At 32.9% G+C, this 16,088-nt stretch carries 11 protein-coding genes; 10 read left to right on the top strand and 1 reads right to left on the bottom strand.

Translation table 11 applies throughout. The features are described from left to right. The first annotated feature begins 12 nt into the window (after positions 1-12). The 8 genes from ruvA to ABGB03_RS12955 all read left to right on the top strand — a co-directional run bounded on the left by ruvA (position 13) and on the right by ABGB03_RS12955 (position 13,290). Entirely contained in the window at positions 13-594 is a 582-nt protein-coding gene (ruvA, locus tag ABGB03_RS12990) for a Holliday junction branch migration protein RuvA (protein WP_347923003.1), read from the top strand. A gap of 50 nt (positions 595-644) precedes the next feature. Continuing rightward, the gene (gene sprA, locus ABGB03_RS12985) at positions 645-7,796 is read left to right on the top strand and encodes a cell surface protein SprA (protein WP_347923002.1); all 7,152 of its coding nucleotides are present in this window, start codon (positions 645-647) and stop codon (positions 7,794-7,796) included. A gap of 37 nt (positions 7,797-7,833) precedes the next feature. Then, the gene (gcvH, locus tag ABGB03_RS12980; protein WP_347923001.1) at positions 7,834-8,214 is read left to right on the top strand and encodes a glycine cleavage system protein GcvH; all 381 of its coding nucleotides are present in this window, start codon (positions 7,834-7,836) and stop codon (positions 8,212-8,214) included. Continuing rightward, positions 8,207-8,578, top strand: a complete 372-nt coding sequence (locus tag ABGB03_RS12975) for a VanZ family protein (protein ID WP_347923000.1) — start codon at positions 8,207-8,209, stop codon at positions 8,576-8,578. Before gcvH ends, ABGB03_RS12975 begins: the two co-directional genes overlap by 8 nt. A 57-nt stretch (positions 8,579-8,635) precedes the next feature. Continuing rightward, the gene (locus tag ABGB03_RS12970) at positions 8,636-9,355 is read left to right on the top strand and encodes an energy transducer TonB (protein WP_347922999.1); all 720 of its coding nucleotides are present in this window, start codon (positions 8,636-8,638) and stop codon (positions 9,353-9,355) included. 108 nt (positions 9,356-9,463) lie between these two features. Further along, positions 9,464-10,183 (top strand): energy transducer TonB, encoded by a 720-nt coding sequence (locus ABGB03_RS12965; protein ID WP_347922998.1) that lies wholly within the window; start codon positions 9,464-9,466, stop codon positions 10,181-10,183. Between the two features lie 156 nt (positions 10,184-10,339). Further along, positions 10,340-11,077: an energy transducer TonB gene (locus ABGB03_RS12960; RefSeq protein WP_347922997.1), complete on the top strand. Its 738-nt coding sequence runs from the start codon at positions 10,340-10,342 to the stop codon at positions 11,075-11,077. A 110-nt stretch (positions 11,078-11,187) separates the two neighbouring features. After that, on the top strand, positions 11,188-13,290 hold the full coding sequence (locus tag ABGB03_RS12955) for a gliding motility protein RemB (RefSeq protein WP_347922996.1): 2,103 nt from the start codon (positions 11,188-11,190) through the stop codon (positions 13,288-13,290). A 303-nt stretch (positions 13,291-13,593) separates the two neighbouring features. Here the strand turns inward: ABGB03_RS12955 and ABGB03_RS12950 are convergent, their stop codons facing one another. Then, positions 13,594-14,457 (bottom strand): MBL fold metallo-hydrolase, encoded by an 864-nt coding sequence (locus ABGB03_RS12950; protein ID WP_347922995.1) that lies wholly within the window; start codon positions 14,455-14,457, stop codon positions 13,594-13,596. Between the two features lie 141 nt (positions 14,458-14,598). Here ABGB03_RS12950 and cyoE point away from each other — a divergent pair, with 141 nt between their 5' ends. Together cyoE and ABGB03_RS12940 are read left to right on the top strand one after the other, a co-directional pair. Then, positions 14,599-15,495, top strand: coding sequence for a heme o synthase (gene cyoE / locus ABGB03_RS12945; protein ID WP_347922994.1), 897 nt, complete (start codon positions 14,599-14,601; stop codon positions 15,493-15,495). A 2-nt stretch (positions 15,496-15,497) separates the two neighbouring features. Beyond that, entirely contained in the window at positions 15,498-16,079 is a 582-nt protein-coding gene (locus tag ABGB03_RS12940; RefSeq protein WP_347922993.1) for a cytochrome c oxidase subunit 3, read from the top strand. Positions 16,080-16,088: the final 9 nt, after the last annotated feature.

Raw genomic sequence — 16,088 nt, 5'->3', positions numbered from 1 at the left:
TAAACCAAATCTATGATTACGCATATACAAGGTAAACTTGTTGAAAAAAATCCTACAGATGTTGTGATTGATTGTAATGGTGTTGGCTATATGCTAAATATATCTTTACATACATATTCTCAAATACCTAATCAAGAACATTTAAAGTTGTATACGCATCTTCAAGTAAAAGAAGATTCACATACATTATATGGGTTTTCATCGCTTGGTGAAAGACAAATTTTTAGACTGCTTATTTCTGTAAGCGGTATTGGAACAAGTACGGCACGAACCATGTTATCGTCCTTAACACCAAAACAAGTTAGGGAAGCTATTGCGCTTGAAGATGTGGCTTTAATCCAATCGGTTAAAGGTATTGGACTTAAAACAGCACAACGTGTTGTAATAGAGTTAAAGGATAAAGTTTTAAAAGCCTACGATATTGATGAAGGAATTACATTCCAAAACAATACTAATAAAGATGAAGCGTTATCAGCATTAGAAGTTCTTGGTTTTACCAAGAAGCAGTCTGAACGTGTTATAGATAAAATTGTTTCTAGTGACCAAGAAGCAAGTGTCGAAACTATTATAAAAGAAGCCTTAAAAAAATTATAATTGATTTGAAAGCCGCCAACATTAATTTTTATAAATCTACTAGAACATTCATGCTAACCAGCATGATGTTGCTTTTGTATATTGCCTCTTTTGCGCAACAAACTACAGTTAGAGATTCTACAAGCACCACTTTTTCGTTTAATAATTTATTATTACCTAATCCAGATAGTATTGTATCTAAGTATACCTATGACCCTTTAACCGATAGATATATTTTCAATCAAAGCTTAGGAAAGATAAACATTAATTATCCAATTATTCTAACGCCAGAAGAGTATAGGAAACTTGTGGCTCAAGAAAATTTGCGTAATTATTACAAAGAAAAAATAGATGCTTACGATGGTAAGAAAGCAGGTTTAGAAGATGCCAAAAAAAATTTAATTCCTGAGTTATATGTCGATTCCGATTTTTTTGAATCGGTTTTTGGAGGAAGTACCATTGAAGTGATTCCTCAAGGTTCGGTAGAAATGGATTTAGGGATTTTATATACAAAACAAGATAACCCATCATTTTCCCCAAGAAATAGGAGTAATTTCACTTTTGATTTTGACCAACGAATCGAACTAAGTTTACTTGGTAAGGTTGGTACAAGGCTACAAGTAACTGCAAATTACGATACACAATCAAGTTTTGATTTTCAAAACTTAATAAAATTAGAATACACGCCTACCGAAGATGACATTATTCAAAAAATTGAAGTAGGTAACGTGAGTATGCCATTAAATAGCTCACTTATTACTGGTGCACAAAGTTTATTTGGTGTAAAAACACAATTACAATTTGGAAAAACAACCATTACAGGAATTTTCTCTGAACAAAAATCACAAACAAGAACTGTGGTTGCACAAGGAGGTGGAACCTTACAAGATTTTGAGTTTTTTGGATTGGATTACGATGAGAATAGACACTTTTTCTTAGCGCAATACTTTAGAGATAATTATGATACTGCATTAGAAACCTATCCTCATATAAATTCACGTATTCAAATTACTAGAGTTGAGGTTTGGGTGACCAATCGTTCAAATCAAACAGACGATGTAAGAAATATTGTAGCATTGCAAGATTTAGGGGAGTCTAATCCAGCTAAAGTTGGATCTGCGGTAAATATAACTGCTGGACCAAATGCATATCCTAACAATGCAAACAATGCTTACGACCCTACTAATATTGGTGGTGGAGGTTCACAAATAACCAATGCTATTAGAGATATTGCAACGGTAGAATCTGGTATTTTAGTATCAGGAGTTAATGAAGGGTTTGATTATGGAAAGTTAGAAAATGCAAGAAAGCTTCAAGAAGGCTCAGAGTTTACACTTAATACGCAATTAGGATATGTATCATTAAATCAGCGCTTACAGAATGACGAGATACTAGCTGTTGCTTATCAATTTACAGTTGGTGACCAAGTTTATCAAGTTGGTGAATTTGCTAACGATGGTGTGACTGCGACAGATGTTACAACAGTAGGGACTAACACAGTTGTAACTAATAATAGTTTAATTCTTAAGATGCTTAAGAGTACTGTCACAAGTGTGGATCAACCCATTTGGGACTTAATGATGAAAAACATCTATAATACAGGTGCTTTTAATTTAGAAAGGGAAGATTTTAAATTAAATATTTTTTATACTGAGTCTTCACCTGTAAACTTTATTACACCTGTAGATGGAACACCATTTCCAACACCTGCGCCAACCGAAGATGCCTTACAAGAAACACCTTTATTAAGAGTGTTTAATTTAGATAAGTTAAATTATAATAATGATCCACAGTTTAATGGCGACGGGTTTTTCGATTTCGTTCCAGGAATTACGGTTATTCAGCAAAATGGAAAAATAATATTTACCAATGTAGAACCATTTGGTAAGTACTTATTTGATATTCTTGATATAGATAACAATCCAAGTGATAACGAGGCCGATTATAATGACCCAGCGCAATTTAACCCTAACCAAGCTAAATACGTTTACGATAAATTATATAAATCGACCAAAACAGCTGCCTTAGAAGACGGAGAAAAAAATAAGTTCCAGATAAAAGGACGCTATAAAGCTGGTGGAGGTGGCGGAATTCCAATTGGTGCGTTTAATGTTCCAAGAGGGTCAGTAAAAGTAACAGCTGGAGGGCGTGTTTTAGTAGAAGGTGTAGACTATACGGTTAATTATCAAATAGGAACAGTTCAAATTTTAGATCCTGCCTTACAAGCGTCTAATACACCTATTCAAGTGTCTGTTGAAAATAATGCGGTATTTGGTCAGCAAACAAAACGTTTTACTGGGATAAATGTAGAGCATCAGTTTAATGAAAATTTTGTGTTGGGAGCTACGTTTTTAAACTTAAATGAACGCCCAATTACTCAAAAAGCAAATTATGGAACAGAGCCAATAAATAATTCTATTTTTGGAATTAATGGAAATTTCTCAACTGAAGTACCTTTCTTAACAAGACTTGCAAATAAACTACCTAACATAGATACAGATGTACAATCTAATTTATCAATTAGAGGAGAATTTGCTTATTTATTACCAGGAGCACCCAAAGGATCAGATTTTCAAGGTGAAGCAACAACATATGTAGATGATTTTGAAGGCACACAAAATGCCATTGATTTATTATCGCCAATTTCTTGGAGTTTGTCTAGTAGACCAAAAGAATTAGGGCAATCTTATGTTGAAGGGCCAGAAGATGATAATGGAATTCAAAATGGTTTTGATAGAGCACTTTTAAACTGGTACTTTATTGATCCAGTTTTCTATGGTGGTCAAAGACCAAGTGGTATTAGTGATGATGATATGTCTAATTTGTATACGAGACGTATTTTTATAGATGAAATTTTCCCTCAGCAAGATATAGTACAAGGTCAGCCAACGGTCATTAATTCTTTAGACCTTGCTTATTATCCTTCTGAAAGAGGACCTTATAATTTCCAACCTGGAGCAGAAGATGGAATTTTAGACAATCCTCAAGATTCTTGGGCAGGAATTACACGACAGTTGACATCAACCGATTTTGAGCAAGCCAATGTTGAATATATTGAGTTTTGGCTACAAGATCCATTTTTAGATAACTTAACAAATCCAGGCGGTAAATTAACGTTAAACCTTGGTAATATTTCTGAAGATATTTTAAAAGATGGTAGAAAACAGTATGAAAATGGATTGCCAGAAAATGGTGATATAAGTTCATTACCACAAACTGTTTGGGGAAGTGTTACACCTCAAAACCAAGCATTAATTTATGCGTTTTCAACATTAGGGCAACAAAGAACGAATCAAGATGTTGGATTTGATGGTTATGATGATGCTGAAGAAGGAATAGCGTTCCCAGCGTTTTCAAGTTTAGAAGATCCTGCTAACGATAACTATACTTACTTTCTTAATACCACTGGTGACGTCTTTGAGCGTTATAAAAAGTATAATGGATTACAAGGAAACTCTCCTGATACTTTTACGCAAACTAATAGAGGCTCTACGACACAGCCAGATGTAGAAGATATTAATAGAGATAACACTATGAATACCATAGACAGTTATTTTGAATATGAATTAGATATTACACCAAGTGGTCTAGCTAACATAAACAATACACTAATTAGAGACAGAAAACAAGTTACTGTAACACTCCCTAATGGCGATTCAGAGCAAGTTCGATGGTATCAGTTTAGAATTCCATTAACAGCATACACAAATCAAATTGGAGGAATAACAGATTTTAGATCGATTCGTTTTATGCGTATGTATTTATCTGAGTTTTCTGAAAACACAGTGTTACGTTTTGGGTCTTTAGATTTAGTAAGAAGTGATTGGAGACGCTATCAACAATCTTTAGATGACGACCCAAATAACGATTCAGATGGTACAGAGTTTAATGTTGGAATTATAGGTATTCAAGAAAATGATGGTAGTTATGTATCTCCTCCAGGAGTAGAAAGAGAGCAGCTTAACAATAACAATACACTTCAAAGACAAAATGAGCAATCATTAGTTGTTAATACGTGTAAGCTAGAACCTGAAGATTCTAGAGCAGTATATAAAAATATTAATGTAGATATGCGTCAGTATAAAAAACTACGTATGTTTATTCATGCTGAAGAAGGTGCCGCTTTAGGATTACAAGATGGTGATGCTGTTGGATTTATTAGAATGGGTAACGATTTTACACAAAACTATTATCAAATTGAAATTCCATTAGCAGTTTCTGCAACGGGTTCAACGAGTGAATCAGAAGTTTGGAAGCCAGAAAACGAAATTAATTTACCAATAGAAGTTTTAGCAAAAATAAAAGCCCTAGGGATTTCGGCAGGAACTTTAGGTAATCTAGAACCAACATTCTATAATGTCATTGATGGTGTTTTAGACGAAACAGATGTTGCAGAATTTTCACCATATACTATTGGTCAGCAACGTGTGGCTATAAAGGGTAATCCAAATTTCGGAGATATTAGAACTTTAATGGTAGGTATTAAAAATTCACATACGCAATTAGAAAGTATTGATGTTTGTACTGAGGTTTGGTTCAATGAATTACGTTTATCTGATATGGATAATGAAGGAGGTTGGGCTGCTATTGCAAGTATGGATTCTAATATTGCAGACTTTATGGATGTTAGTGCTACAGGGAGACGTAGTACTACAGGTTTTGGGACAATAGAACAAGGTCCAAACCAAAGAAGTAGAGAAGACGTAAAGCAATATGATGTTGTTACTAATGTAAATTTAGGACAATTGTTACCTAAAAAATGGGGAGTACAAATTCCTTTTAACTATGGTCAAAGTGAAGAAATTGTCACACCAGAGTATGACCAACAATATAAAGATGTTAAGCTACAAGATAGATTGGACGCTGCTGCGACAAGCTCAGAAAGAGAAACTATTAGACAACAATCGGAAGATTATACCAAAAGACAGAGTATTAACTTTATTGGTATTAGGAAACAAAGAACAGGCGAAGCAAAGCCAAAATTTTACGATGTTGAAAACCTTACATTAAATTATTCGTACAATCAAGTAGAGCATAGGGATTTTGAAATTGAAAACTCTTTAAATCAAAATGTAAGAGTTGGAGCTAATTATAATTTTAGTTTTGATCCTATTAAAATTGAACCTTTCAAAAAGAACGATTCGCTTTTTAAAGGGAAATACTGGAAAATTTTAAAAGACTTTAATTTTAACTTATTACCATCTAGTATTACGGTAAATACCGACTTCATTAGACAATTTAATAAGCAAAAATTTAGAGATCTTGATTTAGGAGGTTCAAATATTGGGATTGAAGAATTATATAGAAGAAATTATACGTTCGATTTTCAATACAATATAAACTATAACCTTACAGATGCATTAAGTTTAAATTTCTCTGCATCTAATAATAATATTGTACGTAATTATTTTGTTGACGATAACCTAAATGGCGCCCAAGACCCAACAAAAGAAGTTTGGGATGGATTCTTTGATGTTGGAGATCCAAATAGACAATTTCAACAATTAGGAATTAATTATGAGTTGCCTTTAAACAAAATTCCAGCCTTAGATTTTTTAAGAGCTACTTACGCTTATACAGGAGATTTCTTATGGCAAAAAGGGTCAGATTTATATGGTAACTTAACCATTAATGGTTCGACTTACGATTTAGGGAATTCAGTATCCAATGCAAGTTCACATACGTTAAATACAACCTTAGATATGAATCGTTTGTATCGTTATGTAGGATTGACAAGAAAAAATACTGGATCAAGATCTGCAAAAGGAGTGCCACCAGGTGGTCAACCAACAGGAGCACAACCAGTAACACCTAAAAAGAATGGTCTAACCAATGCAGCAATAGACCTGTTAACCAGTATTAAGAGAATTCAAGTTAATTATACACAACGTAATGGAACTTTCTTACCTGGATATATGGAAACTCCAGGATTTATAGGAACCCTTAAGCCTACCTTTGGTTTTACTTTTGGTAGTCAAAGAGACATTAGATATCTAGCAGCAAAAAATGGATGGTTAACAGTGTTCCCTGAGTTTAATCAACAATACACAGAAGAAGAATCTAAAATATTAGATTTTTCGGCAGCGCTTGAACCAATGCAAGATTTAAAAATAGATCTTACTGGAGGACGAACCTATAATGAAAATTTAACTGAAAGTTTTAATGCAATCGATGGAGATAATGATGGCTTTAGTGATGGCTATAATCCGCTAATTAGAAATTCCTTTGGAAACTATAATATTTCAACATCTATGATTAAAACTGCTTTTGCTAGTAGTGACGAAAATGGCTCTGAAACGTTTGATAATTTTAGAGCAAATAGACTAGAAATAGCTCAAAGACTTGCAATTAAAGCAGGAGTAGATATTAATAATCCAGCAAATTTAGACGCAGAAGGATATCCTCTTGGGTTTGGTAAAAATAATCAAGCGGTATTGTTGCCAGCATTTTTATCGGCATATACAGGGAAGGATGCAGGGAAAGTTTCACTTGGAGCATTTAGAGATATTCCAATTCCAAACTGGACGTTAAAATATACTGGTTTAATGAAATTACCATGGTTTAAAAAACAATTTAAGCGATTTTCCATAACTCATGGGTATAATTCTGTATATACTATTAATCAATTTAGGTCAAACTTAGATTATAATGCTTTTGATCCAAATACTGATTATGCATCGCAAAATCCTAATGTTTTAGATCAATCTGGAAACTATAAAAATAAAACCTTGTTTAGCGCTGTAGCATTAACCGAAATGTTTAGTCCGCTAATTAAAGTTGATTTTGAAATGAAAAACTCGATGAAAATCCTAGCTGAAATTAAAAAGGATCGTCGATTATTTTTAAGTTTTGACAACAATTTATTGACTGAAATAAAAGGAAGCGAATATGTTTTTGGGTTAGGTTTTAGAATTAAAGACGTTAAAATAAACTCTAAGCTAGCAGGACCAAGAAATGTGATTAAGAGTGATCTTAATATGAAGGCAGATGTTTCAATTAGAGAAAATAAAACGATTATTCGATATCTAGATTTAGAAAATAATCAAGTAACCGCAGGACAAACTGTTTGGGGATTAAAATATACTGCCGATTATGCTTTTAGCAAGAACCTAACAGGAATTTTCTACTTTGATTATACATTCTCAGAATATGCTATTTCTACAGCATTTCCACAGACATCTATCCGTTCAGGATTAACTTTACGATATAACTTTGGAAATTAAATAAAAAACTAACATATTTACCAAAAATTTTATTTTTATGAATATTCCATCTGAATTAAAGTACACTAAAGACCACGAATGGGTAAGCATCGATGGAGATGTTGTAACCATTGGAATTACCGATTTTGCACAAAGCGAATTAGGAGATATTGTTTATGTTGAAGTAGAAACTGTTGATGAAACCCTTGATATTGAGGAAGTTTTTGGAACAGTAGAAGCTGTTAAAACAGTATCAGATTTGTTCTTACCTGTAACAGGAGAGATTATAGAATTTAATGAATCTCTAGAAGACGAACCAGAAAAGGTTAATACCGATCCTTATGGAGATGGTTGGATGATAAAAGTAAAATGTTCAGATACTTCAGAGTTTGACGCATTGCTTTCCGCCGACGATTACAAGGCTTTAATAGGTGCTTAATAAGCGAGTATTTCTTTTTTTAGCTGTAGTTTATACAATCGCTCTAGCTACAATATGCTTGATTAGAAATGATGGCTTACCATATTTTGGCACTAACTACGAAGATAAAATTTACCATTTAATCGCTTATGGGATATTTTGTTTTTTGTGGTATAAAGTATTAAATAATCAAAAAGTTAAGTACGCTATAGCTATAGCTTTTGCTATTTCAATTGTTTATGGTACAATTATTGAAGTATTACAAGGACAGTTAACAACAACTAGAGATGCTTCAATTGCAGATATTGCAGCAAATATAGTTGGAGCTACAATTATTTCTCTTATTTTAACAATTAGAAATAAAACAATCGTTAAAAATATATAAACCCTTGCTTTTTTAGCAAATTATTGGTTATTTTACCAATCTCGAAAAAAAATAATTATGGAACCTAAAAAGAATTTAAATGCTGATGTAAGAAGGAACAGCTCAATTTATTTTGCTGTTGGTCTTGCATTAATGTTATTAATTACTAATTATTCTATTAACTATAAGACTTATGACAAAGAAGCTATTGATATAGGTCAGTTAAATATGGATGAATTGGATGATGAAGAAATTCCAATCACTGAGCAAATTCAAACACCTCCACCTCCACCACCTCCACCAGCAGCGCCTGAAGTAATAGAGGTAGTAGAAGATGAAGAGGAAATTGAAGAAACTGTTATTGAGTCTACAGAAACAACTGAAGAAGAAGAAATTGTAGAAGTAGAAGAAGTAGTAGTAGAAGAAGTAGAAGAAGATATAGAGGTTCCTTTTGCAGTTATTGAAAACGTTCCAATTTTCCCAGGTTGTGAAAGTGGAAATAACGATGCAAAAAGAAAATGTATGTCTGATAAGATTTCAAAATTTGTAAGAGATAAATTTAATACAGATTTAGCTGGAGATTTAGGTTTATCAGGTAGACAGACGATACGTGTGATGTTTAAGATTGATAAAACAGGAACTGTAACTGGCGTAATGGCTAGAGCACCACACCCAAGGTTAGAGAAAGAAGCAGCGCGAGTAATTAACTCACTTCCTAAAATGAAACCAGGAAAGCAAAGAGGTAAAGCTGTAACAGTACCTTACTCGTTGCCAATTATATTCGCAGTTCAAGACTAAGAATAGAACGACATAAATTTTAAATCCCGCTACTTTTAAAGTAGCGGGATTTTTTTTGGTATGTTTCTTGTGAGTTTACCATAATATTAACATTTTAAAACAATAATTATGGAAACAAAAAAAAACCCGCGTGCAGATGTACGGAGAAACAGCTCTATCTATTTTGCTGTTGGTTTAGCTCTAATGCTTTTAGTTGCTAACTATTCTATTAACTACAAAACCTACGATAAGGAAGCTATTGATATAGCGATGTTATCTATGGGAGACTTAGATGACGAAGTAATTCCACAAACTGAGCACATCAAAACGCCGCCACCAGAAACGAAGCCACCAGTAATTCCTGATGTGATTGAGGAGGTAGAAGACGATGCAGATATTGAAGAGTCTGTTATAGATACATCTGAAAATAATGCAGAAGAACCAATTTTGAACGTCGAAGATGTTTTTGTGGATGAACCAGATGAAGATGTTGAAGTGCCATTTGCATTTATCGAAAATGTACCAGTTTTCCCTGGATGTGACGAAGGCGATAATAATGCTAAAAAAGCCTGCATGTCGCAAAAAATATCTAAACATGTACAAAAAAAGTTTAACGCTGACTTAGCCGAAGAATTAGGTTTGTCAGGTAAACAAACGATACGTGTTATGTTTAAAATAGACAAAACAGGAAACATTGTTGATGTACAATCTAGAGCACCTCACCCAAGATTAGAACAAGAAGCAGCGCGAGTAATTAATTTGCTTCCTAAAATGAAACCTGGTAGACAGCGTGGAGATGCTGTTACCGTATCATATTCGTTACCAATTATATTTCAAGTTCAAAACTAAGGATATAATTTGTTTAAAATTAAAACCCCATTACAATTGTAATGGGGTTTTTTTGGTATGCTTCTTGTGATTTACTCATAACATTAACATTTTAAAACAATAATTATGAATTTTTCAAAGAAAATTCACGAACTCGTTGGTCAGAACGAGCAAATCGTGAAAACATCACAGAAGCATGATGCAAATTTACAAAAAAACTCAACCCTCTACTTTCAGGTTGGGTTGATTTTAACACTTCTCGCAACTTATGGTTTGTTTGAAATGCAGTTTCAAATTAAATCAATTCCCGTAATTACTTATCCTGTTGATACTGATGATACAATTTATGTTAATTATGTCCCTAAGCCAACTCCAGAACCTGCTAAAGCAAAAAAAGTAGAGCCTGTTAGGAAAAAATTATTAGCAATAAGTTTTAAACCAATTGACAATAATTCTCCAACAAAAGAACCAACAAAAGATGTTGTTACCGAGCCAATTCCTCTTAGTAAACCAACAGTAAATAAAAAACCAGGCAAACCAGCACCAGCAGAAAAATCAACATATTCTATTATTGGTGTAGAACAGGTACCTATCTATCCAGGATGTGAAGATTTTCAAACTAATGATGAATTAAGAAACTGTATGTCAAAAAAAATTGGAAGATTAATTGGTCGGAAATTTGATTCTGATTTGATTAGTGAACTGGGTTTTAGTGATAAACAGAAAGTTTATGTACAGTTTACAATAGATGAACTTGGAAATGTTACCCAAGTGAAAGCGAGAGCGCCACATAAGAGGCTAGAAAATGAGGCAATTAAAGTAATACATAAAATCCCTAAAATGATTCCTGCTAAGCAAAGTAATAAAGAGGTAGCAGTAATGTATTCAATTCCTATAACCTTAAAGGTTCAGTAATATAATAGACATACTTTTAAAAAACCGTTATCGTTATATGATAGCGGTTTTTTTATTATTAATCTTAAAAAATAGTATCTTTCACGAACAAAAAATTTGTGTAGCAGCTCATGAAGAAATTATTTCTACTTCCTTTAATTTTCTTTTCTTTAAATACCCTTGCTCAAGATGTAGATTATGAAAAATCTCCTGTATTTCCAGAGTGCGAATCTCAAGAAATTGAAGTTTTAAGTAACTGTTTTAAAACTGAGCTAGCACACTTTATTCATGAAAAATTTAAAATGCCTCAAATTGTTATTGATGAGAATTACAAGGGCAACATTTTTGTGTTATTTGAAGTAACAAATCAAGGAAATTTTAAGGTATTATACACAGATGCTACTTATACCGAATTAAAAACAGAAATTGAAGAGGTATTTAATCAATTGCCTAAAATACAACCAGCCACTTATAATGGAAGACCAATATTTAAACAATATTCATATAAAATAGGTATTCCTTTAGAAGTACCATCGGCTGTTGAGCTAAGTGATGAAAATTTAGAAATGAAAGCCATTTCTAAGATAGAGCTAGAGGCTAAAAGTGAATATGACGATTTAAATGCTTCTATAAAACCCTATGAAGATTTAGAATATAGTAGTACGCTTAACATTCCATTTTTGCACAGTTCTTATGCGAAATTTGATAGAAGTTTAAATCTTGTAGGAACTAATAGTCATACAGCAGCTAAGCCATTTATGTATAGCGAGGTTGCAGATTATTATGATTTTAAAGTTGCAAAAGATGCACTCACAAAAGAATCGAATAGTTGGTGGCAAAAAAAATTATTCAACGAACATTTGGTTCAGTTGCAAGGGAAAGGGTATTGGTTTACCCTTGACCCAATTTTTGACCTTCAAGTTGGAAAGGATTCTGATGCCGATTTTAAATCAACCTTTAATAATACTAGAGGGTTTTATGTTCAAGGAGGTTTAGGTAAAAAGTTAAGTTTTTCATCTTCTGTGTATGAAAGTCAAGGACGTTTTGCAGATTATATAAATAGATATGCCGAAAGTTTAAAAGGTTTTGGTCCAGATCCAGCGGTTATTCCAGGTCGTGGTATAGCAAAACGATTTAAAGAGGATGCTTACGATTACCCTGTAGCCGAGGCTTACTTATCGTATTCTCCAACCGATTTTTTAAACGTTCAGTTTGGTCATGGTAAAAATTTCATAGGTGATGGTTATCGTTCGTTATTGCAAAGTGATGTTGCAAGTCCTTCACCTTTTTTAAAGTTGAGCACCAAATTCTGGAAAATTAAATACACCAATACTTGGATGTGGTTAAAAGATATTAGGACAGATGTTGTAAGTGATAAAGCTTTTTTAACCAAGTATATGGCAAACCATTATTTAAGTTGGAATGTGTCTAAAAAATTCAATCTTGGATTATTCGAGTCGGTATTATGGACCAACTCAAATAATAGAGGTTTCGATATTAATTATTTAAACCCCATTATATTTTATCGTGCTATTGAGTTTGAAACTGGTCAAGGCGCTGGAAACGCCGTACTTGGAGCTACCGCAAAATATAAAGTGAATGATAATATTAATATTTACAGTCAGTTTGTGTTAGACGAATTCTCTCTAGGTGACATCAAAGGAGGTGAGAAGAGTTGGAAAAACAAATATGGCTACCAATTAGGTATGAAATATTACAATGCCTTTAAAGTAGATAATTTGTATTTACAATTGGAGTACAATCGCGTAAGACCTTACACATACTCTCATAATACCATTGTGCTTAATTATGGACATAACAACCAATCTATGGCGCATCTATGGGGAGCTAATTTTAGTGAAGCTATCGTGATTGGACGTTATAACTATAAACGTTGGTTTGCTGATGCAAAGTTGGTGTTTGGGTCTAGAGGATTAGATTATAATAATGGTACAGACGATTTTAGTTATGGTGGCGATATTTATAGAGATTATAATGACCGTCCTTTCGATACTGGCGTTGAAGTTGGGCAAGGGAATAAAACTAATATTTTTCATGCCGAATTGCAATCTGGCTATGTGGTAAATCCGGCAACCAACTTAAAGCTATTTGCTTACTTGAGTTACAGAGATTTTAACCCTAATACCACCACAGCAACAACTTTTGAAAACAACACCCTTTGGTTTAGTATAGGCTTGCGTACCGATTTATTTAATTGGTATTTTGATTTTTAGTACTGCCTACTTTAGTTTGGAAATAATATATAGTTTACTGCGATATAAAAAATGACTATTGAAGAATTAAATAATGAACTCAAAAGAATAGGTGTTTCTGAGGACAGATATTTTTTGCACGGACTTTTCGGATCGACTGACGACAATAATAAAATTGCTTTGACAATCAAAAAAGGAAAGTATATGTATGAATATGAAGTCTACTATAAGGAACGTGGTGAGAAGCAATCCACGCAAACATTTAATAGTAAAGCGGAGGCATGTGAATATATATTTAATAAATTCAAGAAGAACAGATGAATTTTAATTCTTAGTTTTCAAACTCTTATAAATAGCACGTCTAATTTTCTCAGAATTAATAAAACTCCAGCTATAGTTTAAGTCATCATATTGTTTTGTAATAGCAGTATTGCTTACAACTTCCGCTTCAGTTTTACTTTTATCAATCTCAGCTTGAACATTAGCTCTTAATTTAATAAGCATTTCTAAAAATGATGCATACTCAGCTTTGTTAGATAGATCACCATGACCAGGAATAATCTTTGTGTTTTCATCAATAACCATTAAGGCCATTTTTACAGCCTTAATGTATCCATCAATACTTCCTCCAGAATTCACATCAATATAAGGATAGCGCTTATGAAAATAATTGTCACCAGTATGGAGTACATTGCTTTCAGTAAAATATAACATGGCATCGCCATCAGTGTGTGCATTATCAGTATGAAATACCAATACCTTTTCTCCATTTATATGCACACTCAATTTGTCATTAAATGTAATAACAGGGAGACCTCCAGTGACATTTCCTTCAGATAAACGCTTGTAAACATTATCATGCGCAATAATTTTAGCACCAGCTTTTTCCATATTTGCATTGCCTCCAGTATGGTCACCATGATAGTGTGTGTTCACCACGTACTGTATGGGTTTATCACTCAATTGTTTTATGGCTACAAGAATTTTTGGCGTTAATTGTGCAAATTGGTCATCTATTACAAAAACACCATCATCACCTACAGATACCCCAATATTTCCGCCTTGACCAATAAGCATATACACATTATTGGACACAGGAATAGTTTTTATTGTAACATCGTTTTGCGCAAAAATAGTTGCAAATGCACTAACTAAAAAAAGAGATAAAAATAGTCTAAGTGTTTTCATAATGGAATAATTTTAAAGTCTGTTAAAGATACTAAACTTAAAGGAAGGTTGTTAAATACACAATTACTTATATTTTACATTGCTCAAAACCAATTTTAAAAGTATCTTTGCCAGCGCAAAACTTTAGCACAAAACTGACTAATGTCAAAGGTTTCAAATTCAACATTATCAAAGCCTTCAGTAATTTCAATTTTTAAAGAAATTACCAAAATGCGTTTATCTTTAAGTGTTGTATTTTCATCTCTTGCAGGATATTTGTTGGCTGTAGATACTGTTAGTTTTTATACCTTATTATTATTGGCTTTTGGTGGTTATTTTATGGTTGGAGCTTCCAATGCTTACAATCAAATAATCGAACGTGATTTAGATGCGTTAATGGAGCGTACTAAAAACAGACCAATTCCTTCAGGAAGTATATCTGTACAGTCGGCATTTATTTTAGCAACTATTTTTACCATTCTTGGGATTACTGTATTGTACATTATCAATCCACAAACTGCCATGTTTGGCGCCATATCAATTTTTTTATATACAAGTGCTTATACACCTTTAAAGACCAAAACACCATTATCAGTTTTTGTTGGAGCCATTCCAGGAGCCATCCCTTTTATGTTAGGTTGGGTAGCTGCTACTAATGATTTTGGAATTGAACCAGGAACCTTGTTTATGCTTCAATTTTTTTGGCAATTTCCTCATTTTTGGGCTATAGGATGGTTTTTACATGACGATTATCAAAAGGCAGGATTTAATATGCTGCCAACTGGTAAAAGAGATAAAGGCACAGCAGTACAAACAATTTTATATACGGTTTGGACAATAATAGTCTCTATAATTCCTGTATTTGGTTTTACAGGAGAATTAAAACTAACTATTGTTGGTGCTATAGTTGTGTTTATTTTAGGATTAGTTATGTTGTATTACGCGGTACAATTATTTAAAAAAATGACTGTAGTTGCTGCAAGACAATTAATGTTAGCAAGTGTATTGTACATTACATTGGTGCAAATAATTTACGTTTTAGATAAGTTTATTAGATAGTTATGGATTTAACGCAAGGAACCTTAGAAGAAAAGAATAGAAGAGCAAAAAAAATGATGCTATGGTTTGGTATTGTTTCTTTAATAATGTCGTTTGGTGGTTTAACGAGTGCTTTTATTGTAAGTAGTGTAAGAGAGGATTGGTTAAAAGATTTTCAATTACCACAAGCATTTACAATAAGTTTAGTGTTAATAGTAGTAAGTAGTATCACATTTATTTTAGCTAAACGAGCTTTAAAATCTGGCAATAGAAATGCCACAACAATATTCTTGCTAATTACATTGGCGTTGGGTGTAGGTTTTATTATAAGCCAGCTTATAGGATTCAATCAAATAATAGAATTAGGGTATAACTTTACTGGCCCAACAAGTAATATCACCATGTCATATATTTATGTGATAGCATTTGCGCATATTGTGCACGTTATTGCTGGATTAATTTGCTTATTGGTGGTAATTTATAATCATTTTAAACAAAAGTATAATGCCTCTAAAATGCTTGGTTTAGAACTAGCTGCAACCTTCTGGCATTTTATAGATATTTTGTGGATATACTTGTTTTTCTTTTTATATTTCTTTAGATAAATAAAATGA

This window comes from Pontimicrobium sp. SW4, from assembly GCF_039954625.1.
In the GTDB taxonomy this organism is placed as follows: domain Bacteria; phylum Bacteroidota; class Bacteroidia; order Flavobacteriales; family Flavobacteriaceae; genus Pontimicrobium.
The sequence above is the reverse complement of the archived record's forward strand: the minus strand, read 5'-3'. Positions and strand labels throughout refer to the sequence as shown.